This window comes from Streptomyces sp. A01, assembly GCF_059026195.1.
On record NZ_JBWLKN010000037.1, the window covers coordinates 35532 to 60160 of the forward strand.

The 24629-nt window shown below is 66.6% G+C and carries 30 protein-coding genes; 3 read left to right on the top strand and 27 right to left on the bottom strand.

Going from position 1 to position 24629, the window contains the following annotated elements; translation table 11 throughout:
* Nucleotides 1–11: 11 nt before the first annotated feature.
* The 4 genes from AC5P1B_RS32250 to AC5P1B_RS32265 form a co-directional block, all read right to left on the bottom strand.
* On the bottom strand, nt 12–449 hold the full coding sequence (locus AC5P1B_RS32250) for a hypothetical protein (protein ID WP_493891541.1): 438 nt from the start codon (nt 447–449) through the stop codon (nt 12–14).
* 118 nt (nt 450–567) lie between these two features.
* Nucleotides 568–867, bottom strand: a complete 300-nt coding sequence (locus AC5P1B_RS32255) for a hypothetical protein (RefSeq protein WP_493891542.1) — start codon at nt 865–867, stop codon at nt 568–570.
* A 182-nt stretch (nt 868–1049) separates the two neighbouring features.
* Nucleotides 1050–1973, bottom strand: coding sequence for a hypothetical protein (locus tag AC5P1B_RS32260; protein ID WP_493891543.1), 924 nt, complete (start codon nt 1971–1973; stop codon nt 1050–1052).
* Nucleotides 1974–1988: 15 nt separating this feature from the next.
* Entirely contained in the window at nt 1989–2255 is a 267-nt protein-coding gene (locus AC5P1B_RS32265) for a hypothetical protein (protein ID WP_493891544.1), read from the bottom strand.
* A 296-nt stretch (nt 2256–2551) separates the two neighbouring features.
* Between AC5P1B_RS32265 and AC5P1B_RS32270 the strand changes: the two genes are divergently transcribed.
* Nucleotides 2552–3499, top strand: coding sequence for a quinone oxidoreductase family protein (locus tag AC5P1B_RS32270; protein ID WP_493891545.1), 948 nt, complete (start codon nt 2552–2554; stop codon nt 3497–3499).
* 104 nt (nt 3500–3603) lie between these two features.
* Entirely contained in the window at nt 3604–4392 is a 789-nt protein-coding gene (locus AC5P1B_RS32275) for an IclR family transcriptional regulator (protein ID WP_493891546.1), read from the top strand.
* 83 nt (nt 4393–4475) lie between these two features.
* On the opposite strand, the gene AC5P1B_RS32280 is transcribed toward AC5P1B_RS32275, so the two are convergent.
* From AC5P1B_RS32280 to AC5P1B_RS32365, 18 genes are all read right to left on the bottom strand, one after another.
* The gene (locus AC5P1B_RS32280) at nt 4476–4949 is read right to left on the bottom strand and encodes a hypothetical protein (protein WP_493891547.1); all 474 of its coding nucleotides are present in this window, start codon (nt 4947–4949) and stop codon (nt 4476–4478) included.
* Between the two features lie 470 nt (nt 4950–5419).
* Nucleotides 5420–5647, bottom strand: coding sequence for a DUF7439 family protein (locus AC5P1B_RS32285; protein ID WP_493891548.1), 228 nt, complete (start codon nt 5645–5647; stop codon nt 5420–5422).
* Nucleotides 5644–6519 carry a peptidoglycan recognition protein family protein gene (locus AC5P1B_RS32290; RefSeq protein ID WP_493891549.1) on the bottom strand — a complete coding sequence of 292 codons (876 nt, stop codon included), beginning with the start codon at nt 6517–6519 and terminating at the stop codon, nt 5644–5646. Before AC5P1B_RS32290 ends, AC5P1B_RS32285 begins: the two co-directional genes overlap by 4 nt.
* Before the next feature lie 66 nt (nt 6520–6585).
* On the bottom strand, nt 6586–6909 hold the full coding sequence (locus AC5P1B_RS32295) for a DUF2746 domain-containing protein (RefSeq protein ID WP_493891550.1): 324 nt from the start codon (nt 6907–6909) through the stop codon (nt 6586–6588).
* The gene (locus tag AC5P1B_RS32300) at nt 6906–8168 is read right to left on the bottom strand and encodes a tail fiber domain-containing protein (protein ID WP_493891551.1); all 1263 of its coding nucleotides are present in this window, start codon (nt 8166–8168) and stop codon (nt 6906–6908) included. The genes AC5P1B_RS32295 and AC5P1B_RS32300 overlap by 4 nt, the downstream gene beginning before the upstream one ends.
* A gap of 81 nt (nt 8169–8249) precedes the next feature.
* Nucleotides 8250–8480 (bottom strand): hypothetical protein, encoded by a 231-nt coding sequence (locus tag AC5P1B_RS32305; protein ID WP_493891552.1) that lies wholly within the window; start codon nt 8478–8480, stop codon nt 8250–8252.
* Nucleotides 8481–8493: 13 nt separating this feature from the next.
* The gene (locus AC5P1B_RS32310; protein ID WP_493891553.1) at nt 8494–9396 is read right to left on the bottom strand and encodes a hypothetical protein; all 903 of its coding nucleotides are present in this window, start codon (nt 9394–9396) and stop codon (nt 8494–8496) included.
* Entirely contained in the window at nt 9396–9701 is a 306-nt protein-coding gene (locus AC5P1B_RS32315; protein WP_493891554.1) for a hypothetical protein, read from the bottom strand. The genes AC5P1B_RS32310 and AC5P1B_RS32315 overlap by 1 nt, the downstream gene beginning before the upstream one ends.
* Nucleotides 9701–10906 carry a siphovirus ReqiPepy6 Gp37-like family protein gene (locus AC5P1B_RS32320; RefSeq protein ID WP_493891574.1) on the bottom strand — a complete coding sequence of 402 codons (1206 nt, stop codon included), beginning with the start codon at nt 10904–10906 and terminating at the stop codon, nt 9701–9703. The genes AC5P1B_RS32315 and AC5P1B_RS32320 overlap by 1 nt, the downstream gene beginning before the upstream one ends.
* Complete coding sequence (locus AC5P1B_RS32325; RefSeq protein WP_493891555.1) at nt 10907–11755, bottom strand: phage distal tail protein; 849 nt, start codon at nt 11753–11755, stop codon at nt 10907–10909.
* A gap of 4 nt (nt 11756–11759) precedes the next feature.
* Complete coding sequence (locus AC5P1B_RS32330; protein ID WP_493891556.1) at nt 11760–15854, bottom strand: phage tail protein; 4095 nt, start codon at nt 15852–15854, stop codon at nt 11760–11762.
* A gap of 3 nt (nt 15855–15857) precedes the next feature.
* Nucleotides 15858–16169 (bottom strand): hypothetical protein, encoded by a 312-nt coding sequence (locus AC5P1B_RS32335; protein WP_493891557.1) that lies wholly within the window; start codon nt 16167–16169, stop codon nt 15858–15860.
* A gap of 65 nt (nt 16170–16234) precedes the next feature.
* Nucleotides 16235–16573 carry a phage tail assembly protein gene (locus tag AC5P1B_RS32340; RefSeq protein WP_493891558.1) on the bottom strand — a complete coding sequence of 113 codons (339 nt, stop codon included), beginning with the start codon at nt 16571–16573 and terminating at the stop codon, nt 16235–16237.
* Between the two features lie 102 nt (nt 16574–16675).
* A complete protein-coding gene (locus AC5P1B_RS32345) occupies nt 16676–17416 on the bottom strand; it encodes a phage tail tube protein (protein WP_493891559.1) in 741 nt (246 codons plus the stop codon).
* Nucleotides 17417–17493: 77 nt separating this feature from the next.
* Complete coding sequence (locus AC5P1B_RS32350; protein ID WP_493891560.1) at nt 17494–17856, bottom strand: hypothetical protein; 363 nt, start codon at nt 17854–17856, stop codon at nt 17494–17496.
* A 137-nt stretch (nt 17857–17993) separates the two neighbouring features.
* On the bottom strand, nt 17994–18377 hold the full coding sequence (locus tag AC5P1B_RS32355) for a DUF5403 family protein (protein WP_493891561.1): 384 nt from the start codon (nt 18375–18377) through the stop codon (nt 17994–17996).
* Nucleotides 18377–18712: a phage head completion protein gene (locus AC5P1B_RS32360; RefSeq protein WP_493891562.1), complete on the bottom strand. Its 336-nt coding sequence runs from the start codon at nt 18710–18712 to the stop codon at nt 18377–18379. The genes AC5P1B_RS32355 and AC5P1B_RS32360 overlap by 1 nt, the downstream gene beginning before the upstream one ends.
* Nucleotides 18709–19167 carry a hypothetical protein gene (locus AC5P1B_RS32365; RefSeq protein ID WP_493891563.1) on the bottom strand — a complete coding sequence of 153 codons (459 nt, stop codon included), beginning with the start codon at nt 19165–19167 and terminating at the stop codon, nt 18709–18711. Before AC5P1B_RS32365 ends, AC5P1B_RS32360 begins: the two co-directional genes overlap by 4 nt.
* Nucleotides 19168–19301: 134 nt before the next feature.
* Between AC5P1B_RS32365 and AC5P1B_RS32370 the strand changes: the two genes are divergently transcribed.
* Nucleotides 19302–19856 (top strand): hypothetical protein, encoded by a 555-nt coding sequence (locus AC5P1B_RS32370; RefSeq protein WP_493891564.1) that lies wholly within the window; start codon nt 19302–19304, stop codon nt 19854–19856.
* Between the two features lie 85 nt (nt 19857–19941).
* Here the strand turns inward: AC5P1B_RS32370 and AC5P1B_RS32375 are convergent, their stop codons facing one another.
* The 5 genes from AC5P1B_RS32375 to AC5P1B_RS32395 all read right to left on the bottom strand — a co-directional run bounded on the left by AC5P1B_RS32375 (nt 19942) and on the right by AC5P1B_RS32395 (nt 24448).
* Nucleotides 19942–21024, bottom strand: a complete 1083-nt coding sequence (locus tag AC5P1B_RS32375) for a phage major capsid protein (protein ID WP_493891565.1) — start codon at nt 21022–21024, stop codon at nt 19942–19944.
* Between the two features lie 63 nt (nt 21025–21087).
* Entirely contained in the window at nt 21088–21585 is a 498-nt protein-coding gene (locus tag AC5P1B_RS32380; RefSeq protein WP_493891566.1) for a hypothetical protein, read from the bottom strand.
* Between the two features lie 3 nt (nt 21586–21588).
* Nucleotides 21589–22725, bottom strand: coding sequence for a VG15 protein (locus AC5P1B_RS32385; protein WP_493891567.1), 1137 nt, complete (start codon nt 22723–22725; stop codon nt 21589–21591).
* Nucleotides 22722–24155 (bottom strand): phage portal protein, encoded by a 1434-nt coding sequence (locus AC5P1B_RS32390; RefSeq protein ID WP_493891568.1) that lies wholly within the window; start codon nt 24153–24155, stop codon nt 22722–22724. The genes AC5P1B_RS32385 and AC5P1B_RS32390 overlap by 4 nt, the downstream gene beginning before the upstream one ends.
* Before the next feature lie 35 nt (nt 24156–24190).
* Nucleotides 24191–24448 carry a hypothetical protein gene (locus tag AC5P1B_RS32395; RefSeq protein WP_493891569.1) on the bottom strand — a complete coding sequence of 86 codons (258 nt, stop codon included), beginning with the start codon at nt 24446–24448 and terminating at the stop codon, nt 24191–24193.
* Nucleotides 24449–24629: the final 181 nt, after the last annotated feature.

A 24629-nucleotide genomic window follows, 5' to 3' on the forward strand; every position in this document is an offset into this window, starting at 1 on the left:
TCGGGTAACGGTCAGTCGAAGGACGGGGCGGCAGCCACGGCCGCGTCGACTGCCGCGTCACGCTGCTCGGCGTACGCGATGACCTTGTTGCGGATGCCCATGTCGGTGACCTGCTTCCACACCCATGCCGGGTGGGCGCCGGGCTTGGTCGCGGGGACCTGGGTCACGGTGACGAGGACGGCGTCGCCTACGAGGGTCGCCAGGTCCCGGGCCAGGACCGTCTGTTCGATGCGCTGCCCCTTCGAGACCTCGGGCGTGAGCCGGTCAAGCTTCTCCGGGGTCTTGAAGACGGTGACATCGCACAGCGCGCTGTCCTTGGGGCCGTTGGGCGTGGGCCTCTGGCGCTCCCAGTCCTTGACCTCCACGAGGATCGCCACGGCACTGGCGGCTTCCACGGGCTTGAACCATCCGCCGTTGGCGGTAGGAATGTCCTTGAGGTTAAGCGGCACTACTGATCTCCACTCTGTCGGTGAACGGTGTACGGGGTGCGGTGGACTGGGGCGCGGCCCTTGAGGGAGCCCGCTGCGATGGCTACGGCGAGGGCCGCGCCGAGAAGGCGGTTCTTCATCACGAACCCGCCAGGGCCCGGCCCCGGGCCTTCCACGCCTCCATGACCACGGGGTCGGAGAAGGCGTCCTGGTTGGTGGCCCACAGGCGACGAAGCTCCTCGGCGGTGATGCACGCCGCGATCTGTTCGGGGAGCGAATTCGACGGGTCCTGCTGAACTGCCGGAGGGGTGCTGCCCTCGGCGTTCTCGCTCCCGTGCTCGCCCTGCGGGACGATGCGGGCGCCGGGGAAGCCGCGCATGACGGTCGAGGTGCTCCGTGCATGTCGGCTGGCTTCTGCGGCGAGCTCGTACAGAGTCAATCCAGATACACTCTTACGATCGAATCCGAGCGAGGTGACGATCTCTTCGCGAACCTCGCCAACCGCCCCACGAAAGGTGACCTGCGGCTCTTCGGGCGGTATGGCGATAGCGACTTCGCCGGTCAATGTGAACCCCTTCTTTCGGTGCAATGGGTGTCCTGTCCAACGTTGGTACCACTATATCAATCGTTTCGGTGGAACGGAACCAGTGCGCCCTTGGTGGCCCTTGCGCGGCGGATGTCCAGCGCCAGTCGCGCAGCCTCCCAGCCGACGCGGAGGTCAGCCCAGTAGAGGGTGCAGCGGGCTGAACCCGCAGGCAAATGGATGATCAACCCCCAGTCCTGGTTCACCCCAGGGGTTCGGGAGTATGCAGCCGCGGCGACGCCCGCTGGCACTTCCCGCCGCTTCCAGGCCGCCAGTTCCTTGGCATCCGCTCCGTCAACCGGGAACTTGGTGTGGTCGTACAACTCGCCGTGTGCGTATACGGCAAGCTGAGACGCCATCTTGAGGCCGCCGTACTGCACGGAGCCGGTCTTCAGGTCGCCGATCATCAGCCCTTCAATGTGTCGCCCGTCCGGGCCGGGGCCGGCATACCGCAGCAGTCGGTCGAAGGTTCCCCCGACGCTCAGCTCGTCGACCACGACGAACTGCTCCATCGCCACCACGTCGAAATCCGCGGTCGCGGCTGCGTATGCCGCCATATCCGCAGCATCCGCTGATGTTGTGCCCGGCGGCAGTTCCCTGGCGTCGTCGACTAGCTCCGACAGCGCGTGTAGGTGCGTCCCTCGCTCCCGCTTAACGTGGGCTCCAGCGGCGGTAACCGCCCGCTCCGCAAGTTCGTTGAGGGCCGCCTTGCCTTCCCGCGTTTCAGGGTTCAAGTATTTCAAGTGGTTCAGCAGCGAGGGCTCACGCGCCGCGCCGAGCAGCGTCATGCGCTTCCCCCAGGCGGTCAAAGCGCTCTTGTCCTCGATGCAATCGATGAAGGTGGTGGTCCGGGTCAGCCCCCGGGGCTTACCGCCACCCTGCGGGACAACGAGCGGGCGCCCCCAGCGATCCCGGGGCACGGCAGGGATTGAGGCGGGCAGGTCGACGAGGTTGATGGGCAAGCAAGACTCCATAGGTCAGGCGACGGACTGAAGGTAGAGGCGGACCGAATCGTCAGCGAGAAGAGTGGGTACGCACGCGTCCTGGTCGAGCAGATCAAGGCCACGGAGCTCCGCAGCCTCCAGAATCCGCCGGAGGTGACCAGGAGTGTGCTCGGGGCTCACTGTGATGTGGTAGTCCCACTCGCCGTGGTCCACATACAGCATCACCCCCGGCAGCGTGACGAGCTCCACCGTCTTGATCGGCTCGTCATCGATGGTGGCCACCCGCTGGCCGTGCGACATGCACCGGCTCCCCTCTCCCCGGACCGGCACCCCTTGCGCCAGTCGACAGAACGTCAGTACGAATACCTCCAGGATCTTGCCTGGCGTGTATCGGCGGGTCAACCCTTTCAAACCGTATCCGGAGTAACAGGGCCCACTTGGTCAGATTTCGCGTCGCGAAATGGCCGCGAAACGGTGCCTGATCTGCCGGTTCACTCCAGCCATTCCTGATCATTTCGCGAGGTGAAAAGAGGTGCGGAGAGGTGTCCTGGGAGATCTAGAGTGGTGCATCCACGCAACCTTTCAAGGAATTGATCATGCGCGCGATTGTGATAGCCCGGCCCGGCGGCCCGGAGGTGCTCCAGGCTCAGGAAGTGCCGGAGCCGGCCCCCATCGCCGGACACCATGTGGTGAAGGTCTCAAGAGCTGGAGTGAATTACGCGGACGTGCACCTCCGGGAGAATGGCTATTTGGCACCCGTGGAGTACCCCGTTACGCCTGGCAATGAGGTGATGGGGACGCTCGCGGACGGCCGCCGAGTCGTCGCCCTCAGCCGCGGCGGCGGATATGCCGAACAGGCCCTGGTGCACCGCGCCCTGACGTGGGATGTGCCCGATGAGGTCAGCGACGAGCAGGCAGTTGCTCTGACCCTCCAGGGCAACTCGGCTTGGCACCTGCTGCATACGGTGCTCCAGCTCACGAAGGGCGACTCGATCCTGATCCCTGCCGCAGCAGGCGGTGTGGGCTCACTCGCCGTGCAGCTCGCCAAGAGCGTGGGAGCTCGCGTGATCGCGATGGCCGGCAGTCCAGAGAAGGCGGAGCTCGTTCGCAGCCTAGGCGCTGACGCCGTCCTCGACTCGTCCACCACGAGCGATCTGACCGCACGCATCCTCGACGCCAACGAGGGCCCGGTCTCCGCAGCACTGGAGATGACTGGCGGCGAGGTGTTCGACGCCACGCTGAAGGCGCTCGCTTCTCGGGGGCGCATGGCCGTCTACGGCTGCGTTTCGGGTGACCGGCGTGAGGTGCCCGTGGAGCAGCTCATGCAGTCCTCGAAGATGGTGTCGGGCTTCTGGCTGCCCAACCTCTATGGAGTGCGGTACGCGCTGAGGGATTCGATGAAAGCCCTGTTCGAGGCCACGGTGCGGGGCGATCTTCAGCCCGTCATAGGGCCGTGCTATGCGCTGAGCAACGCCGCACAGGCTCATTTCGATCTTAAAAGCCGCAAGACGGTAGGCAAGGTAACGATCAAGGTAACTCGGTAGTAACCTCTCTTTCGGTCACGCCTGCGGGGAAGCGTGCGTAGCTAAGAAATGGGATTCCGGCTGTGCCGCCGCTTGGCGGTACGGCGGATGGTTCAGGGAAGCTTATGACCAAGGGAACGGCGCACGGCAAAAGGGTCTTCTTGGTTCAGCGTGCATTCGCTGATCTTGAGGGGGATAGTCACGGCCCCACAGCAATCGCCAAACAAATAGATCTTGATGTAGCCACTGTCTACCGCATTCTCCAGGACGGCCTGGCCGACCGGACGTTCGTGCAGGTCGGTAGCGGCCGGTACCGGCTGGGGCCGGGAGCCCTCCGACTCTCCATGCAGGCGCTCTCGCAGACCCCCGACCCCGACGCCACTCAGGCGGTCCTCGAACGGTTGCAGCGCGCGACGGGCGGTCTGGTGGCGTACTACGCCGTCGTCGGCGCTCGCCGGATCTGCACCGAGTATGCGATCGGAGATTTCGATCCCCGCAGCATCGGCATCGACCCCTTCGAGTTGGTCCGGTACAGCCGTTCCCTGCGCACGGGGGCGTCTGGCCGGGTGATCCTCGCCCACATGCCGGTGTCCATCCAGGAGCGGGTTCTGGCCGAACCTGTGCCTGACGGCGTTGGCCCCGGGGTGATCCGCGATAACGAAGATTTGATCGAGTCCCTCACGGACATCCGCGCGATGGGGTTCGCCATCGGGCGGCAGGAATGCATGACCGGCTGGGACTCAGTGGCCGTTCCCGTCATGTGGGACGACATGATTCACGGCTCGCTTCTGCTGTGGAAGCATGTCGACAAAATGCCCGAGGACCCGAGCCAGCTCGTAGCCATGGCGATGACGGCCGCAGAAATGCTGAGCCGCCTCGCCTCGATGCCGTGGTCTCCGGCATCGGTGGCCTAATAAGCAAAAGGCCGCTTCCCACAGCTAAGGGGAAGCGGCCTTTCTGTATCTCCGAACACGTGGCATCCAGCAGAGCGGACAGGCTACTTGGCGCTCTTGGTGCGTGTCGTCTTGCTGCGAAGGAGCGCCGGATTTTCCGGCACCCGCACGAGATCTGTGTCCCGCTCTTCTCGGGGGACCGCGAAGAACCCGTCATCGGTCTCGGGGTCGTAGTAGATGACGAGGTTCTCTTCCTTGAGCCAGCTCTTCCAGCTTTCCAGCTTGGAGGCTTCCTCGTCATTCAGCTCTTTCCCCGCACGCTTGCGTGCCTCGCAGCGCAGCATTACAAGGTTGTAGTCCCAGCGGTGCTGCTCGGCGATCTTCCAGGGAATGAGCTCGGTGTCGCGGGTGAGGCGGAGGGGGAGGTCAGCTCGATTGGCGTACGTGGCCCAGTACCCAGGAGTGGTCGTGATGTTGTACTTTTCCCGGTACTTCTGGACCATCCAGTCGTAGGACTTGCCTTCCAGGAGCCAGCGCTTAGCTTCGTCGTGATTCTGTACTTTGCTCCTCGGCGGCATGGCGGCCCTTCCCTCGCTTCGTCCTCCTTTATGGCGTGCGGCCCCGTCGTCGCACGCGCACCACTACAGTGGCATGTAATGGTTGAACCAGTCAAGACGATCAGAAGGGGCCAAGGGTTGTGCTAGTTGAAGCAAAGGTCTGTGACGTGTGCCAGCGCCTCGGTGTGCCCGTAGTCAGGTACACCATTACGACGGAGGACGGCCGCAGAGCGGAAACCGACCGCTGCGGCGACCATGCCGAGCCCTTTGAGGCGGCGCTGACCCAGGACACGCCGGGGCCCTCCAGCGATAACGCCGACCCGGCAACCGAGCGCCCGAGCCCGGCCTCCCAGTCTGAGAAGTCAACCGGTCGTCCCCGCAGGCGTACGCGGGTGACGACGGTCGACGAGATCAACAAGGCGAAGGCGAAAGAAAGGTCCTGAAACGCGGAAAGCCCCCCGCCGACCACACGGGCCAGCGGGGGGACTCGGTTACTGGGGCTCCTCTCCAGGGTCGTCGTCGCTCGGGGCGACCACGCCGAGGGCGGTGAGGATCTGCACGATCACGGCCACCTCCGGACTGTCGGCGTAGACGATGGACGCGATGGAGACCACCACACCCAGCGCGGCGAGGAACGCACCGACGCGGGAGCGGTAGCGCACAGGCAGTAGGGCGACGAGGCTGATCGGCTTGAAGCCGGGCGTCTTCATCTTGCTCATCGACGGCCCGCCAGCTTCTGGAGTGCGACGAATCCGGACGGGCCGATGTTCGGATCGTGGGCCACGCCCGCCGAGCGGTACCGCGGATTGGCGTCGTGGAATCGGGCCACCGCCCGCTGCGTCTCCGGGCCGTACAGGTTGGTGACGGCACCGTGGATCGGTCCGCACCCGGCCTTGATGAGGAGCTGCTGAAGGTCAGCGACCTGGCCATGGGTGGCACCCGGCTTCACCCCCGACTTCAGGGCGATGATCGAGGACGCGGGCTGCGACGGCTCGGGCTGCGTGCCGGCCTTCTTCGCCTTCACCAGCTCGATCAGGCGCTTGATCGGGAAGTTGCCCGGATCGCCGTGATCGTTCTCGGGAACGTGCTGGTGACCAGCGATGCCCCGGAAGTCGTTCCACTCGGCGAACGACATGCGCTGACCGCTCCGCGAGGCGTACGAGCTGGGGTAGGACAGCCACGGCTTCGAAGTGGAGACCAGCGGGATCGGGTAGGTGTCGGTCAGCCACTTCACCAGGTCGACCAGGGCCGCGAGGTCAGCGTCCGACGCGTTCGGCCAGTACAGGCCGGGGCCGCCCTTGTCGCACGTGCCCACGAGTTCGATCTGAACACAGTTCAAGGTGTTGGTCTGGACTCCACCCGACTTGTTCACCAGGGCCCGCGCGCTGTGGTTGGCGTAGAAGTGCTGGCGAACGACGCCGCCCTTGATCGTGAAGTTCGGCGCCGAGCCGCCGCCGCCGTACGTTGGGAACGAGTTGCCCTCGGTGGTGTGCAGGACGATCACGTTCGGGTGCGGCATCGTGTCGCCGGGGTACGTCTTGCCGTACCACTGCGAGCTGGGGTCGGCCTTCGGGTAGATGTGCGCGGTCAAGAAGTGCTGCCTCCTTGGGCATGACAAAGGCCCCGCCGGATTGAGCGGGGCTTGAAGGGGGTTGGGTCAGTTGTGTTCGGGCGTGGCGGAGACATGGCGGTCAAGACGTTCGGCCACCGCCAGGCGCTCGGTCCGCTCGTGGGTCAGGTCATCGCGGATGCCGGCCATCTCCCGCGTGTGCTGCGCCTGGCCGTCGAGCACTTGGCCGAGGCCGGTGATCACGCGATCCACGTCGTCGCGGAGGTTGGTGGAGTGAGTGTTGGAGACCTGATCGCGGACTTCGCCCATGACGCGGTGCTGGCGTCGCAGCAGCTCGACGAGCGCACCGATGAAGGTCACGGCCACCGTTCCAGCGGCCGAGATCAGAGCAGCCGAGGTCGAGGTGCTCACGTGCCGCTCACCTGACCTTCGAGGGCTGACACGCGCTCTTCGAGAGCGTTGATCCGCGCCTCCTGGTCCTGCACGACCGGCAGGAGCGCCACGCCGAGCAAGTCATAGCGGAGGCCGTCGACCTCGCCGTCCAAGTAGTTCACGAGCCACGGGAGGGTCTCCTCGACCTCTTCCGCGATCAGGCCGACCTCACCCTTCCGCGGATTGGGCCGCTCCTCGGTCGCCTTGCGGTCGTAGATCACCGGCCGCAGGGCCAGTACGTCTTCCGGCCGGACCCCGTAGTCGCGGACGTTCTCCTTGAACCGGATGCTCGACGTGTTGCGGCAGAACCGCCCGTTCCCTTCAACCCACACCGCGTACCAGGTCCCCGAGCCGGAAGCGCTGTTGTTGTGGGGCTGCTTCGAGCCGTTGGCCCAGGCGATCGTGTCCCCGGCCTCCAGATAGGAGGAGTGGGAGTGCGAGGACGGCGGAAACGTCGAGGGCTTGCTCGTGATCGACGACCACGTGTGAGAGTGCGTGGCCGGGGTGAATGTCGAGGGCCTGCCCGAAATCGATCCCCAGTCGTGTGTGTGGCTGGATGGAGGGAAAGTTGTCGGCTTGCCGGTGACCTCGGCCCAAGCGTGAGTGTGGGCGGCCGGTGCGAACGTGGCCGGACGGCCGGAGATGTTCGACCACGTGACGGTGGGTGCCAGATCCGCCCAGGCCGCGCCGTCCCAGTATTCCCACGCCTTCGTGCTGCGATTAAGGCCGAGCTGGGCGATGCGCGGCGCGGTCGGCCGAGTGTTCGTCGTCCACGTCCCGACACGCGAACCGGAGTAGCGCCGTACATCGGTCGCCGCGTCCGCGTCGATGTTCGTGACGCCGGGTGACACCCGGACCAGCGCGAGGGGCAGCTCGAAGATGTCGGTATCGGTCTGCGTCACGTCGATCGCATCACCACCGGCCACCCCCTTCAGGATGGCCAGGCTGATGCTGTTCGCTGTGGGGTCCAGCCGCAGTACCACACGGTCGCGGCGTTCGGCGCTGTCGGCCGCCGCAACGCTCAGCGTCTCGACCGCCGTTGAGAAGAAGGCGTGCCCGCGCAGGATCGCGAAGCCCGGCCGCACGAAGACCTTCATGCCGGACCCGTCCGCGGAGACCTTGAGGTCTAGGCCGTCAGCCGTGCCGACGACTCCCGAGTCCTGAAATTCGCGAAAGAGGCGGCTGTACTGAGACTCGGTCGCAGCCTGCCCATCGAAGGGATACGAGCTCTTCGCCACTGAACGGGTCCTTCCTGTGGCAGTGGAAAGGCCCCCGCGCATGTCGCGGAGGAGGCCGGAGGTCAGGGGGGCGGGTCAGAGTCAGATACTCGTGTCCTCGGCGAAGCGCAGCGAGGGGAACATCGACTCCAGGTCCCTCGGCAGAGCACTGCGGACCGCAGCGACGGCGACCCGCAGGATCGTTTCCCGCTCGTCGGGAGTCAGATCGGGGTACGAGGCGAGCGGTTCGCCAATCACGACCTCCACCGAGCCGTACACCTTCTGGAACTCGCCCGTCCGGTGGAAGGGGACGGTGGCAGAAATCGCTTTCACGCAGGGCCTTTCGTCATGCCACGGCCACCCAGAAGCGGTTTGCGCCGTTGAGCATGGAGGTGACGGAGATGGACGGAGGGGCGGTGGTGCCCCCGGAGGCGTAGTAGCCGAAGCGCCGCAGCCCGTTGAGGCCGAAGAAGTTCGGTGGGGCACCTGCGCTCGACTCGGCGGCCAAGAGCACCGGGCCATCGCCGGTCGACGTGTTGTACTGCATGCGCCAGGCGACGTAATACGTCCCGGCGGCGAGCGCGGTGGCGGAGGTGAGGGGCGAGCTGATGGCCGCGCCACCCGCGTTGTGTACCTCCGCTGGTTCATACGTCGCCGTCGACATGTCCCCCGTGGCTCCCACGCGGTTGCCGTTCGCGTCGTAGATCGCGGCCCAGGAGCCGGAGGTCAGCCCGCCCGCGTAGCCGGTGGCGTGCCAGACGATGCGGCTCACCTGCGCGGACTGGCGGAGGCGTACGGCTGTGACGCGGATCGGGCCCGCACCGGGGTACAGACCGGTGGAGTTGGCCACTGCGGGGTCGAAAGCCCAGGTGATGAGCTGGTGGTCTTCGGGCCGCCACTCGTTTACTTCCGTGAGCTGGGCGGCCGGCACACGGCCGGAGGCATCCAGCGCCGCGACGCCGTTCGCGGCCCCGCGCGCCGAGGCGGCAAGCGCGCCGACGTTGGCCGCAGTGAGCGTGATGGAGGCGGCACTGATGCCGCACACGGACTGAACGACCCCCGCCGCCCCCGCCGGGCCCAGCGGTCCGGCCGCTCCCTGCGGTCCGGTTGGTCCGGCGGGGCCGGTGGGCCCGGCGTCTCCCTTGGGGCCCTGCGGCCCGGTGGCACCGGTGCCACCTATCGGCCCCTGGGCGCCAGTGGGGCCGACGATGCCCTTGTCCTCTGGAGCGGGCCAGACGCTCAGACTCATCAGACCACCTCCACGCCGCTGATATGGATGTGGGCCTGGGCGCCGCTGCCCTGGATCTCGATCGTGTCGCCATCGGTCAGCACCTGCCGGAGGTCGAGGGTGAGGACACCGCTCGGCGCTATGCCGACGCCCGAGAGCAGAGGCACGCCGCCGATCCGGACGGTGACGCTCGCGCTCGTCGTGGACGAAGGGTTCGTGGCGACGATGTTCGTCACGACTGCGAGCCCCGCAGCGGGGACGGTGTAGACCGTCGCCATCCCGGCGGGCGCCGCCGCCCGGAAGAAAGCCTTCGGCGTACTGGCCACTACCACGCTCCCATGAGACTCATGACGGGATCTGCCCCGCCTCCTTCTGCATTGCGTTCCAGGGCGGAGACGCGGCGCTCGGTGATCTGCGAACGCTGGGCGGCTGCGGCCCTGGGGTCGAAGCCGGTCGGGTCGCCGAGGAGGGTGCCGACCTGGAAGCCCTGGTCGCCCGCCTTGAGAACCAGACCGGTAACGGGCGCGGTGAGCTCCTGGCCGCCCGTGACGACGCTCACCCGGTCGCCCAGCCCCCAGTCGACGCCGAACTCCATCGCGCTGTCCTCGACCGGTACGGCCTGCACAGCGGTCTTAGTGAATCCGGTGTCTGCCAGCAGTTCGTCGCCCGCCTGCCTGAGCTCCTTGGCATCGTTGGTGTTGCGCTGGTCGACGAAGCGCTCGATGCGGCGACCCCAGTCCCCCTCGGCCTCGACAGAGGCCGGGCTGTCGACGGGGACGAAGGTGCGGGCCTCCTGCTCCCCCTGGCCTGCGACGATGACCCGGGTCGCGCCGGGCGTGGAGACCGAAACGCGCTGACCGGCGAGCGTGCCGGCCAGTACGTCGAGGCGTACCTCCCGCGTGCGGGAGGCGACCTGGAAGGTTTCGAAGACGAGCTGGTTGCCGCGCTGCACGATCCGGAAGCCGAGGTCGGCAACGACCGCGATGGCAGTCAGCAGCTCGCCCAGGGTGGGGAAGCGGGCACTTTTCGAGAGCACGGGGCCACGCGCGCCGTTGGGGCCCATGACCAGGCCCACGCGGCGTCGGGGTGCTGGGGCGCCCGGCCCGCAGTTCGCGTTGACGTACGCGTGCATCAGGGTCTCGGCCGGGCCGGTGCGCTCGTCGTGGCCGGTCGACTGCGTGGTCACGTCCGGGTTCGACGGCTCGGGCCAGGCGAGCATGTCGAGGAGGGTCACCGAGTCGGAGACGCCTTCGAAGACGATGCTTCCGTGGCGGTCCTCCGGTGTGGCCGCGTACTCGGACGAGGTAACCGGGCCGGACATCAGCACGTCGCCGGGGCCGGTGATGATCAGGCCGGCACCGGGAAGGCGTAGCTCGTCCGCGAGGGGGTGCTCGCTGGGGAGCGTCGCCTTCCAGGTACCGACGTTGTTGAAGGTGTCTTCCAGCTCCAGTGATAGATCCTCGGGGCGGATCAGTCCGACGCGAGTCAGTGTCCGGTCCCGTACCTCGACGGTGAGATCAGTGAGCTTCAGCTAGATCACCATCCATCGGCGTGGGCGCCAGGAGCAGACGATGCGGGAAGCCGCGGTGGTGTCGATCAAGGTCACGTCAGCAGTCGAGACGCCCGGTGGAATCGTCCAGAAGCGGGGTGCCGGTGCGAGCTGGGCGTACCGGTTGGCTCCCGTGGCGTCCGTCACCGACCCGTTGCGGGTGTCGATGATCAGGCACTCCGAGGCGGTGAGAGAGCCGGTCCAGCGCAGCGTCTCACCAGTCGGCGACTTCACCGTGAGGTCCTGGCCGGGCCCGTGCACCTCCCACACGGGATAGGCGTCGGCATCACCGTTGTTGGTCAGCGTCATCTCGCCGATGGCCTGTGATGCCGCGAGAGGTATCGAGGCCAGGGACGACAGGAACGGAGTGGTTCCCGGATCGCCTCCGACCGTCTGTGAGGAGACCCCCGATGCGGTGAAGTACGGGTCCGGCGCCCGAAGGGAGAGGACGGTCTGAATGTCCGAGCCTCCAGACCCGAGGTCGATCTCACCGCCGCCTGTCCGGTAGACCAGCGTGGACCAGCGCCGACCGGAGTCGTCTACCAGGACGAGGCGCATCTCGCCCGCCACGGCCCGAGCGAGCCGGGACACGAGCTGACTGAGGTGCTGCCGGTCCCGGCCCACGATGTCCAGCGGCATGTCGATCTCGCGGGACAGGACTCGCTGCCCGCGCCATCGGGAGCCGTCTCCGGCGCCCTCCAGCCACTGTGCGTTCACGGACGGCAGGCCGAAGCCGGTTGCCCCGGCCGTGGCCTGGTATCCGAACCCGTCGGCTGCCACCCCGTTGAGGTCGAGCGCATCACGCTCGGTCTCCAACAGGAGTGCAGTCACTCACTCACCACCCCACCATTCGTGCGCGGTGGGCCGCCGCGAACAGCTCCTCATGGGAGCTGATCGACGCCCCGGGGGCCGCGTAGTAATTGAGAACCTTCGTCACCCCGCCACTTCCGGCTGGGCCAAGACCACTCGTGATGGCGGCCGACGCCGACCGCGCAGCACTCGTGTAGTCGGCGGCACGGGGGCGTGCGGTGATGGCATCGACCACCTTGGCCACCCGGCCCGACTCGCCCTCGATGCCCTGAGCAAAGCCCTGGCCGACGTAGCTGCCGAGTTGGGCAAACACCCTGCTGGGCGACCGGATGCCGAGGCTTCGCTTAATCGCCGCCACCATGGCGTCAGCGATCGTCAACATCTGCTTCTCGATGAGCTTCTGCTTCAGCTCCAGGCCCCGGACCAAGCCCTCGGCCATGTGGATGCCGTTGGCGTACATTGCGACAGAGGCCGTCTTGCCTGCCTGCTTGGCATACTTGGCCAGCTCGTCTTGGAGCTTGTTGACCTGGGCGATGCCGTCCTTGCCAGCCGCCGCGATCGACTCGGCCGCAGCTAGCCCTGCTTCCGGGCCCGCGCTGGCGATCTGGTCGATCGCTGTCTGGCCCAGGCCCTTGGCCTTCAGCGTCGCGAGCGCCGCAGCGAATCGTTTCGCCTGATCGACTGCCTGAGTGAGATCGGCGACGATCCCGGCGAAGGAGGTGTCCTTGGCCTTGGTCACGTCGCCTGTGTCGACGATCCGGTCCGCGACCCGGCCTGCGTAATCGCTGGCCTGATCCCGCAGCTTGTCGAGCTTGTCCCGCGCTGCTTCGAGTCTTTTCGACCCGGTGTCCCACTGGGCCGCGAGCTTCAGCAGCGCGGTGCGGTCCCGGTTGACCCGGTCCTTCAGTCCCTTGCTGGCGTCCCTCGGGATCTTTGCCGTCAGGCCGGTCAGTGCCGCCTTCACGTTGTCGAACTGGCTCTCCAGGCCCTTGATGAGGCTGCGGATGATGAGCCGTCCGGCGTCGTACAGGAGGACCGCGTCTTTCTTCGGCGGGCCCTTCCAGTCGGTCAGTTTCGAGGTCAGCTCGCCCAGCTTGCTCTTGACCGCACCGAACTTGGACTTGATGCCGTCAATGAGGCCGCCGATCAATGCCTTACCGGCGCTGACGAGCGTTGAACCGAGGTTGCTCAGGGCTTCCTTGGCCTTGCCGGGCAGTTCCTTGACGGCCCTGATCGCCTCGGTGATGCCGGTCGAGATCGCACGGCCAAGGGCCCGCATCGCGTTGCCCGCAGCCGTGGTGATCGCGCGCCAGCCTGCTGAGAAGAGCGAGCCGAGCCCGGACATCATTGACCGGCCCAGGCCCGCGAGATACGAGCCGAACGAGCTGAAGCCCGACTTGATGGCGTTCCAGGCGCTCTCGCCGAAACCCTTGACCGCCTGCCACCCGGACTTGAAGGCGCCGCCGATGGCCTTCAGTCCCTTGGTGGCCGCGCCGAGAATGCCGACGCTCAGGAACGTCTTGAAGGCGCCGAGGATCGTGTCCCAGATGCCCTTGACGAAGCTCCACAGGCCGGACCAGAACTGAGTCCAGCCCTTCTTGAGCGTGTCGCAGTTGCCCGTAAAGATGCCCTTGATCAAGCCCCAGGCGATCTTCAGGACACCGACGATCGTGTCCCAGACGCCCTTCACGATCTCGACGAGGCCCTCGAAGGTGAGCGCGACGCCGTTGATCGCATCGACCAGCGTGTTAGCCAGCAGCTCGACGATGAACTGGATGACCGGCACCAGCACCGGCATCAGCACGTTGACGACCTTCAGCAACGCGTCAAGCACTGGCAGGATCGCTTCGAGCAGTCGCTGAATCGCGTCAGCCAGCGGGGGAAGAACCGACTGGATGACCTCGCTCAGCATCGGCAGAAGCGGCTGAATGACCGCCGTGATGATCTGAAGCGCGACCTGGATGATCGGCTGGAGCGCCGTGAGTACCTGTTGCAGAGCTGCCGAGAGCACCGGCAGGATCGGCGCCAGGGCGGACGCCAGCGTGGTGACCAGCGGTGCCAGTGCGGAGAAGATCTGAGCGAAGAGCTGGGCGATGATCGGCAAGATCGGAGCGAGCGCCCCGACAAGCTGCGCGATGACCGGCGCCAGCGCGGTGACGATCTGGCCGAACGCCTCACTGATCGTCGGCAGAACGCTGCTCAGCGACTGGAAGGCGCTATTGAGCGCCTGGCCGACCACGGGGACGAGCTGCGCCAAGATCGGGGCGATCGTTTGGATCGCCTGAGTCAGCGCACCGCCGAGGAGCTTGATGATCGGCGTGATCGAAGGCGCGAGTGCGGTGAAGGCGTTCGCCAGCGGTACGAGCGTGGCTGCGATCAGCGGGCCGAGCATGGCGGCGAACGCTGCGATGACCTGCATGAGCGCGCCGAGCGCCCGGCCGAGCGGTGCCATCGCCGGGGCGAGGGCGGTGACGGCGGTCTGGATGCCGTCGAACATGGCCTTGACGCCCTCGGTCACGGCGGGCTGCGCGAGCGCCGATGCGACCGCATCCAGGGCGGTGCCGATGATCTCGCCGACCTGCGGCAGAACATCGGTCAGGAGCTGACCCAGCTCCGTGAACAGGTTCTTGACCGCCGGGCCCGACTGGGTAGCGATGGCGTTCATCGCCGTGTGGGCGGCGGTGAAGACGTTGGTCAGGCCGGTCTGGAAGCCCTCGCTGTCCACGGTCCTGTGGACCTGTTCGAGGGTGTCGGCCAGCATCCCCAGGGAGGAGCCGCCCGCGGCCTCGGCCGCGCGAGAGATGCCGGCGAAGATGCCGCCGACGTTGTAGAGGACCGAGCCCAGATCCTTCAGGGACTGGATTCCCTCGCCGATCCAGCCCTTGAGCTTGCCGTTCCCCTCGCTCTTGGTGAGGAAGTCGGAGAACCGCTCGCTGATGTCGACGAACCACTGAGCCAGCGACGGCAGGTAGCTGGTGCCGACCTTGCCGAGGACGGCAATGATGTTCGCGAAGGCGCCCGTGCCCGTCGTCGCGATGTCGATCGACGACGAGAGGTCGGTGAACATCTGGTTCAGGGCCGGATCGAGCGCGCCCTGAAGCGACTTGGCGAGACCGCCGAAGAAGCCGCCAAGCTGGGTGGCGGTCTTGGAGACACCGGCCGTGAACTCCGGGAGGAGCTCGTCGACCATCGTGCGGATGGGCTCGGCGGCCTTGGCCCAGAAGTTCTCGCTGATCGTGTCCTGAAGACCCGACAGCGCCGTCTTGACCTCGGGCAGAACCTTGTTGAAGTCCTTGAACGCGGCGATCGTGACGCCGAGGCCGACCGCCATGCCGCCGAGCAGGCCCGGCAGGAGCAGTGCGGTGGCGCCGATGGACGCTATCGACGAGGACAGGGCGGCCAGATTCGAGGCCGCCGATAGGCCCCACCCGGCCAGGCCCGCGATGGCCAGGGCCAGCGAGCCGATGACGGGGACGGACTTGTCGAGGTTCTTGAGGGTGTTGCCGAGCTTCTCGAAGATGTTGTTCAGCACCCGCGCGCCACTGAGCGCGGCGAGCGCGGTGGCGACCTTCGTGACGGCGGTGTTGTCCAGCTCGGGGACGATCGGCACCGTACGCGGGCGCGTCAGCATCTGGAGCCGCGCGGACAGTGCAGCTCCGGAGCCGTTCGCGATGTCCGGCTCGACCTGGATCTTGAGAGGGCTGATGTCGTCGGCCCAGTCCCTGAGCTTGCGCTTCACCCGGTCTGCGGACTGCTCGTCGAGCTCCAGCTCGACCAGGCCCGTGGCCTTGAGGTCGTCGACCTTGAAGTCAACCTTCTGGCTGTTGGCCCGGTGCTGGAGCTCGCGGGCGGCATTCCGCACTGCGTTCGCCATGCCGTCGGTTGAGATGGTCGTGTAGAAGCGGATCTTGCGGGCGTCAACCTGCCGGTTCCGCTTGTTGATCTTCCGTATCTCTTCGAGGGCAGCCGCTGAGACACCCGACATGTCGATCTTCGTCGACACCCGGATCGAGAGCTGTGACTCGATCCGTTTCAGCTCTGTCTCCGCGCGCTTGCGGAAGTCCGACGTGTCCGGCAGTACCTTGACGGCGACGCGGCCGATGATCTGGCCCGCTGACAAGGGCTACCTCCGAGAGAGCTGCTGGTAGAGCGCGGCGACTGTGGCGGGTCGCTTGCCGACCTTCTTCTTCGCCTTGGCCTTGGACTGCGGTCGGGGGAAGGAGGGGATCTTGGGAGCTTTGCCCTTGCCCCACTGGCCTGTGGCCCGGGTGTTGCTGTTGATCGCGTCGTAGAGATCGGCCGCCAGGTGGCGGTCCTGGCCCCAGCCGAAGTGGTCCCGGCCGCCGGACGCGAGGGCGACAGTCAGGGAAGTGTCAGGCAGCCTCGCGACGAGGAGGAGGACGAGCGCGGGCGAGGGCCCGCGGCCTGCGATCACCTCGGCGAGATCAACGCCGTAGTAGTACCGCAGGTCCGCGTACAGGCCCTCGCCGAAGTCGTCGGTCAGTCGCGCGAGGCCGAGGCTTCCCCCGCCTGCGTGCCCTTGCCGTAGCGGTCGAAGATCTCGGCGAGTACGGCCAGGTCGCCGTTCACGGCAGTCAGGAGCTTGTCGGCCGCCTTCGGGTGCTCGGCCACCAGACGGATCGCCTCGGACAGCAGCTCCTCCTGGTCGGCGTCGTCGCCGCCCATGCGGTCCTGAAGCTGGGACAGCTCGGTCCGCGTCGCCTTGGGCAGGCGGAGCGGGTTGAGCAGGCGAGTCGTTCCGTCGCCCAGCTCAATGTCGGTGGAGCCGTACTTCGCCTCGGCGGCGGTGCGGATGGCGTCGAGGGAGAAAGAAGCCAAGGGGGTGTGAACCTCCGGGTTGAAGTGCAAGGGGGGCGGACCCAGAGGGAAGGCCCGGCGCGAGCGGGTCCGCGCGCTCGCGCCGGGAAGAGGGGGGGCAGGTCAGACGGCCGTACCGGCGACCCACTTGGTGCCGTCCCAGGCCGCCTTCGAGCTGTCGCCGAGGGCGACGTGCTCGCCCGCCGCCCACTTCGCGGTGGGGGTGGCGATCACGGAGGCGAGCGCGGCGAGTTCGGCCGGGGCCACGGCGCCGGCAGGGGTGAAGGAGCCGGGCGTTCCCGCGCTGGCGCCGGTCGCGACCGTTCCGCCGAGCGGGGTCACGGCGTAGGTCCAGGTGTTGTTGCCGTGGACCATGGGCTTCACGCCGAGGGGCAGACCGGCGAGGCTCTCGGTGTCGGCAATCGCCATGTCGTCCGCGCGGTAGATTTCAGTCTTCGGCGCGTAGAACGCGAAATGCGACTCGCCGTCGATGAAAATGGCGAGGAATGCCGACTGGGTGGGCTGCGGGTCAGCCGGGACACCAATAGAACCGTCCGGAAGAATCGGGGCGTTGGCGCCGAAGTAGAGCCGCAGCGCAGCGGTATCAAACTGCTGCAAGGTGAAAGTCATCGTCTCCGTGCGGGCCGAGTATTTCGTCCGGAGGCTCTTGTTCTGTAGCGTGCCGATCGTGGTCGCCTCGCCGCCTTCGGAGGTGATTCCGAAGACGTCTTCCAGGCTGGTGTGGCCGACGTTCTGCCACGGAGAGGTAGGCACAAGGAGGTCGTCGGGCATGGCGGTACCGACCGGGGCGGTCAGGTAATTGCCGGAGCCGACGACAAGAGTTGCATTGTCGTTGAGCGCCAAGAAGAGAAACGTTCCTTCATCCGGGCATAAAAAAGGGCCCGCACCCCGAAAGGGGTCGGGCCTTTCGTCTGCGGTGCTTAGTGGGGGAGGGGAAAGGGGCGCTGCCGCGGTTTGCGGATCTGGATGTCGTAGATCGACTCGTAGCGCCATACGCCCGTGGGCAGATCCGCGTACTGCACGGGCCCGGTGGCGGTCGCCCAGTCCGAGGCCCGGCGCGGTGAGGAGTTCATGTCGACGCGGGTGATGTGGCCCCGGCCTGGGATGACTTCGTGGTTGAGCCAGGAGTCCCGCAGGACTACGCGCACGGCTTCAGAGAGGATTGCAGCGTCGGAGTCGCCGTCCGGGTCCTCCGCGAAGCAGTTCACGACGACGCGCGCCGCGTCCGTGAAGCGCGGGTCCGCAGTCCACGCGCCAAAAGTCGGGTCTCGGCGAACGAGCACCAGAGGGAATCTCTCGTGCCGATCAATGAGGGATTTGACGCGTACCCCCGGAAGCCGCTTTCGCAGGATCGCGAGCAGCAGGTCCTCGACGGGGGAAAGTTCGGCCAGGGCCTTGATGTGAGGAGGTATACCGGCCACTAGTCGAGCTTTACCTTGCCCTTTCTCTTCTTGGGCAGATTCGACGCGGTGGCGAGCACGTAGAGGCCGTCCATTTCCGGGATCACGTCGAGGTATTCGTTACCGTGCTTGTCCTCACGGACAACGACGGACGCCTGGCGGCCGTACTCAATAGACATTGCGGCCCGCTGGCCACGATCGTCCGAGAGGACGACGTACTTGTCCACTCCGCCCTCTTCGACGATGATCTCCGCGTGCCCGTCCGCGCGGTGCTGCTGGAGAATCTCTTCAGCGCGAACAGCGATCTCGAAGGTACGTGCCTCCAATACGGCCTGCACGACGTCAAGTCGGGCCAGGACCTTGGTGAGCTTTCGCCCGCCGACGCTTCGGTACACCTTTGCCATCAGGGCCGCTCCCGAATGTCGACCGACCAATGTCGGGTGCGCCTGTCCCCGTGGTGGTACGCGGGAGGGCTGACCACGTCCCACTGTCGGCCCGCGTACTCCACGCGGGACCAGAGAGAGACGCCGTCGAGGTGTGCGTCCACGACCATTCTGGTGACGTTGATCTGCTGCTGGCCTGGGACTTCGGCTCTGGCGCTGCGCTGGGGGATGAATGCGGCCCGGACTTCGATCGGGCCCGCCGGGTCGGCCATGGTCACGGTGTTCCCGCGCGAGTCGGTGACCTCGACGGTCTTCCAGACCCGGGCCCTTTGGCCGCGCCTGCGTTGCACGCTCACCACGGCCCTCCGCCATCGGAGAACAACGGGAACGGGGCACCGCCGTAGTCCACTGGCACGAGGCCCGCGCCCACGGGGCGATCGCGCGACCCCCAGGCGGAGACGACCACGCTCGTAAGGGTCGGCCGGGTGCCGGCCAGTCCTTCGAGGAGCTTGATCTCCTCGCGGGCGAAATACACAGAACCGGCGTCGCGGCCGTGAGCGTCCGACCAGGCCAGCGTCTCGTCACCGGCTCTCGACTGGGTGTAGCCGTGAGGGTTGCGGACATAGCGACCCGCGGCCTTGAGCACGAGCGTGCGTACCAGCCGGGGCGGGCGCTCCTCCGGCCAGTCGCGGCCGTAGGCGGCAGCCAGGTCAGACGCGTCCTCCAGGGCCCCGGCCGCGATGCGCAGCTCGTCGTCGTCGAGTTCCCAGTCGAGACGGGCCTTCAGCTCGTCGAGGGTGGCATAGGCCAAGCCTCGACCTCCCTTTCGTTGTTAGGTGTGGGCGGCAATTGACTACATGCAGCAGGCGGCAGGTCGCACAGCGGAGAAACCGACACTCGCCCAGCCGTGCGTTTGAAAGGGCCCCGTTGGCTGATAATGGAGAGGTGACTGAATGGATTACAGCCGCCTTCGGCCTGGTCGGAGCGATTCTTGGTGCTGGAGCTTCGATTCTGGGGGCTGCTTGGCAACAGCACAAGTCGACAGAGGCAGAAAAGAATGCTGCTGAGAAGTCGGCGGCAGCCACCCTGGCCGCCGAATTGATTCGGGTTCGCCAACATGTGGACGCATTGCCAGATGCATTGGTTAACCGACAAAATGAAGACTCAACAGCAGCCACCCAAGTTTTCGTGGAGGCTATTCAGAGTGAGTGGCATGCGACGCTGGAAAACCTCATTGTGCCCGCTGAAGTTGCCGCACGTATCCTGCGCGATGAAGATGTTCGGCGCCGTGAGCTAGGAATCCTCGAACTGCTTGAAAAGTGGATTTTGCTGAACCATCAAAAGGCGGCGATCATGGACCGTTACTACATGCGGCAAATTATCAAGCACGCCCTGGAGTGTGTGGGTGCATGGCAGCGACAGGACGAGATGCCGCCCGCCGCTCCTGCGCTCATTGCAGCGCAGGAAGTGTGGCGCATCATCATGACAAGGGGGCGATGAAGAAACTTCGCCTTTCATGCTCCGGCAGGGTGCAACGGGCCGCGCTCCTGGTCTATCCCAGGTCACGCGGCCCGCCGTGTCACGATCAGGCGTTGGCCGGGTCGTCCTCCGGCTTCAGGCCGACCGGAGTCCAGACCTTCGCGTCCGAGACGCCCGTGATCTTCGCGAGCTCGGAGGCAGCCTCGGGATAGTCGCTCTTGCCGTCGAGCTGGAGCTTGATGCCGCGCACGAAGTGCTCCTGAGTGGAGATCACTTCCTTCTCCTTGACGGGGTCCCAGCCGACCAGCACGTCAGACACCGAGCGGAAGCCCTGATAACAGTTGACGATGCTGCGGTCCTGGAAGTATTCGCTGTCGTAGTCCCGCAGCCAGCGAAGGGCCAGGCCCTCGAAGCTCGTGGTGGCGCCGAACGGGACGGACTGCGGCACGGACGGTGCCGCCGAGGCGAAGATGAAGCCGGACTGCGCGAACGCGTAGGCCGCGTCGGACGGGATGGTCTGGTCCACGATGAACCGGAAGCCGTACCGGTGGCCGAGCGTGGCGTTCACCAGGGCGGATTCTGCCTGGGAGTCGCCCACGTTCGAGGCCAGGTTCAGGTCCGGATCGGACAGGAGCACGGTCTCGAAGTCCGAGCCGACAACCATGTATCGGGCGCCTTCGGGAACGTTGAACTTGTTCATGACGCGCCGGGCCTCGATGATCGCCTTGCGCATGGACTTCTCGGCGTTGCCGATGGTCACCGCGTAGGGCTGATCGACCAGGGTCTTCACTGCCCGGCGGGCCAGGCCGCGTGCGACCGCCTTCACCTGGGGGCGCAGGAGCTTGCTCCACTGGGCGATGTCGAAGTCGTTCTGCTCGTCAGTGAGCTTGACACCGTTGTAGACGTTGCCGCCAAAGGTGACGGGGATCGTCCGCTCGGCGTACTCGTCGAACACGACGCGCTGACGGGTGCCAGGCGTGGAGCTGCCCGCCGAGCCGGAGCGCCACTCGTAGTCGTGGAAGGGCAGGACACCTTCGACCACCACGTTGATTGTGTCGTTTTTTGCGCCCTTGAAGCGATCAACCCCTTCCTTAGTGAAAAGGTTCGGGACGAGCAGTTCCTGCTCCAGCATCCCGATCGCGGCGTTGATCAGCTTCTCGGGCTTGACCACCATGTGTTCGGCTGTCACTAAGCCTCCTGGGGCATGAAAAAAGCCCCCGGAGACCGGAGGCGTAGCTAATGGGGGGAAGGGTCAGCGGCGCGTGAGCCGTGCGAGCTTGCGCGGGTCCATCTCCCCGTCGCCGCCGGCATCGGGCGTCAGGCCGCCACCGAGCGTCGGGGGGAGCGGGTCCGGGACGTACTTGGCCAGCACCTTCGCGTGCGCCTCAAGGGCGGCTTCGTCCTCGCCGCGCAGCGCGTTCGCGAGGTCGCCGGGCAGCTCGTACTTCCGGGCGATGTCGGCCCGCAGGATGGAGCGTTCCAGCTCGGCGTTCTGCGTGCGCAGCTCGACGAGCGCGGCCTCGACTTCCTCGGGGCCCTTGGCCTCACTGAGCTTGGTCTCGGCGTCGCGGAGCCGCGTTCGGTACGAGGCGGCCTCGGAGCGGACCTTCGTCAGCTCTTTACGGGCCCACTCGGGAAGTTCGTTCTCCGAAGGGCCCTGTGGCTCATCTGACTGCGGCGGCTCGCCCTGCGGCTGCTCGTTCTCGCCGGTCTTCGGGTCGTCGTTCGGGGAAGGAGTCTGCTCGGTCACGGATCACGCCTCCTGGGTCGCGTTCTCGGCGTGCCGCGCCTCCAGGGCTGCGGCCTTGTGTCGTTCGCGTTGCTTCTGGCGGATGAACCGCCGCCAGACGGTCAGGGCGCTCTTACCGGTGTGACCCTTCGTGACCTCGGGCCACAGGGCCTCGTACTCGCGGTTGAGCGCGAAGAGCTCGGATGCTCCGTACTGCTGCCTGGACAAGACGGGCATCGCGTAGCAGTGACAGTTGTCGTGGAACCTGTCGCCGTCGTTGAACGTGGCGGACTCGCGGCTCTTGTAGACCGGTCCCCGGCTGATCAACATTGCGCACCAGCCGCACGGCGTCCCTGTACGAGAGAGCCGTACATATCCAAGGGAGCGACGGTCACGCCGCATGTGGTTCCACGTCGTCGACCGGCCGCCGTTCATCGCAACTCGGCTTGCGGCTGCCGCCTGTTGAGCGCCCGCCTGGCGGTGAGCCTCCTCGCGCTGGCGATCGGCATTCTTCGCGGCCTGCTCGTCGTCGACCTCGGCCAGGCGGCGGTCGAGGTTCTGCGTGCCGAGGGCATCCAAGACCGTGCGGAGTTCTTCCTCCGCCTCCCGCTCGATGCGTTCTTCGTCCTCGCGCAGCCCATCGAGCTCCTCGACGAGCACCCGCTCCCAGTCGTCATCTCCGTCACCGAGATCCCGGTCCTCGTCGAGCGCGGGCGCCGCCGGGGCGTCCTTGTCGAGGGGCTCGGAGTCGTCAGCGAGAGCGGGGGAGGCTTCCCCGGACTTGCTGGTCGCGGCCTCGCCCGCCGGGTCAGAGCTGGGCGTGTAGGTGCCGGCCAACGCGGCGAACTCCCGGCGGAGGTCGCCGAGTGTGACGTGCGTCGGCTCTGGGTGGTACGGGTCAGCGACGGTGCGGCCCGTCTGAAGCGCGCGCGCAAGCCGGTAGTAGGCCCGAGCGAGGTCGCGCGACATGCGCCGTCTCGACATGACCAGCGTGATCGCCTTCCGTAGCCACCCGGACGCCGTTGCCGCGCGCTGCGCGGCCGGAACCTCGTGCCACAGAGACAGGGCGTCGGCCACCGTGGCGGCGCCGATCTGGGACAGCGCGACGTGGAAGGCGGCCGACGCCTGGTCGGTCTCCTTTGCCCGTGCCGCGCTGCTCATGCTGCGGCCCTCTGCTCAGCCGCGTCCGGGGTTTCGGGCGTGGCTCGTTGCAGGGCATTCGCGAGCTGGCCCACCGAGTCGTCGTCCTCGGCGAGCTGCTCCCAGTCCTCGAACTCGTTCTGGGTAACGCCCGGAACGCGCCGCCACAACCCCTTGGCCGGGATACCGAGCTGCTCGCGCAGCTTGCCCAGCGCGTCTGCGGCCTGCGCGAGGCTGCGCTGCTCCATGTCGCGCCAGATGACCTCGCCCTTGTAATCCTCGGCGGAGGTGGCGTTGCTGGCCAATTCGGCCGCCAAGCGGAACACCCTCTCCCAGCACTCGCCGAAGGCCGTGCGGAACTCCGCGATCTTGCGACTCAGCGCCGTCTCCGCAGCTAGGAGGGCCTCAGCACTCAAGTTGGCGATCTGGCCCAGCATGAAATGTGGTGGGGTCTGGCTGATCGCGGCGAGCTGTCGCGTCGACATCTCCACCGACTCGATGAACCCTCCGAGGGGACTTTCGTCGAGGCTGCCGAACTTCACGTCCGGGTCCTCGGCGAACAGGAACCGCTTCGCGTTGTGGTTGATCGGCAGCGGGACGGGATTCCCCTGGGCGTCGAGGACGGCCTCGCCGGTCTCGGGGTCGCGCCGGACTGGCGGGGCCATGCCGGTCGCCGTCCGCACCTTCACCGAGGCGTACGTCTGAGCCACCAACAGGTCGAAGATCGTTTGATTGATTCGATCTTGGAGGGCGATCATCGGCTCGATGACGCCGACCGTGCGGCCCTCCAGGTCGACGCTCGCGGCGAAACGCGTGACCGGGCACTCGGAGGCGCCGTGCCGGCGCCCGGCCGACACCGTGATGCCCTTCTCGTCGTCGAGGCCCTTGAACGTGACTGCGTACTCGTGGCGCGCGTCCCACATCCGGGCCTTGCCGAGCGACTCGCCCGAGGGCCACGCCGTGACGGTGAGCGCGGCGTGTGGTGTGTCGTCGTTGGCCGCGTCCTCGTACAGGGCGGCCGTGCGCAGGGCGGACAGGCCCTTTGTGCGCACCGTTCCTGTGCGGGACTTCTCGGTGACGGTGAAGGAGTGCCCGTATGTGAGAGCGCCCCGGTACACCGCGGCCTGCCGGGCGTCGAGGCGCGAGCGCTGCCAGTGCGCCCACTCGACCGTGGTCGTCTCGGCAGGGGCCGGGAGGCCGCCGCCCGCCTCGCCTGACCGGAAACCATCGACGTACAAAGCCTGTGCGGGGGTTCCGACCAACAACGGCATCCAGTTGGACACCGCGCGGCGCGCGAGGAGGCGGTACTCGTCGTCGGCCTGCGGCGGCATGTACGGGTCCGCGTGCCGACCGTGCAGGTAGTCGTCGATACGCCGGAGCCGGTCGCCATCTCGGCCCAGGATGGCCAGCAGCTGCCGCGCCAGAGCGGCAGCGGAAACGGGGGCGGCCACAACATCACCGCCTTAGCTACACTATATCAATCGGGTCACAGGAAGAAGCCGCGACCGGTGCGCTTCCGCATTTTCTTGCCACGGGCCCGCAGGTCGAACAAAGCCTCATGCGCGAGCATCAAGGCCGCGTAGGCGTCCACCTTGCGGGGGGATTCCCTGCTTTCCTTACCAAAGGAGAGGCCGTAATTATTTGTGCGCCTTCGTGTATTCAGTACATGCCGACGGAGCTTTCGGTCACCGTCGTGGACCAGTTTCCGGTCGAAGATCGAGCGCATAAGGCGCTCGTGCGCCATGGTCGAAGCCTTGAGGCTCGTACGCATATCCCATCCGATTGCGTCCTTGCCAGGGGCTTTTACGGCCAGGCCCTCGCCGTACTGCTCGGACCACTCCGAGATATATGTGACCGTTCGCGATAGTTGACGGATGCGGCGAGGCATCGGCGCTGGTCGCTCACCGACTGTTCAACGTAGTTGG

Coding starts and splice junctions, on each gene's coding strand:
- AC5P1B_RS32275 (WP_493891546.1), top strand. CDS start 3,604: ATGACCAAGGGAACGGCGCACGGCAAAAGGGTCTTCTTGGTTCAGCGT.
- AC5P1B_RS32310 (WP_493891553.1), bottom strand. CDS start 9,396: ATGAGTCTGAGCGTCTGGCCCGCTCCAGAGGACAAGGGCATCGTCGGC.
- AC5P1B_RS32280 (WP_493891547.1), bottom strand. CDS start 4,949: ATGCCGCCGAGGAGCAAAGTACAGAATCACGACGAAGCTAAGCGCTGG.
- AC5P1B_RS32270 (WP_493891545.1), top strand. CDS start 2,552: ATGCGCGCGATTGTGATAGCCCGGCCCGGCGGCCCGGAGGTGCTCCAG.
- AC5P1B_RS32285 (WP_493891548.1), bottom strand. CDS start 5,647: ATGAGCAAGATGAAGACGCCCGGCTTCAAGCCGATCAGCCTCGTCGCC.
- AC5P1B_RS32395 (WP_493891569.1), bottom strand. CDS start 24,448: ATGGCGCACGAGCGCCTTATGCGCTCGATCTTCGACCGGAAACTGGTC.
- AC5P1B_RS32385 (WP_493891567.1), bottom strand. CDS start 22,725: ATGAGCAGCGCGGCACGGGCAAAGGAGACCGACCAGGCGTCGGCCGCC.
- AC5P1B_RS32265 (WP_493891544.1), bottom strand. CDS start 2,255: ATGTCGCACGGCCAGCGGGTGGCCACCATCGATGACGAGCCGATCAAG.
- AC5P1B_RS32355 (WP_493891561.1), bottom strand. CDS start 18,377: ATGGCAAAGGTGTACCGAAGCGTCGGCGGGCGAAAGCTCACCAAGGTC.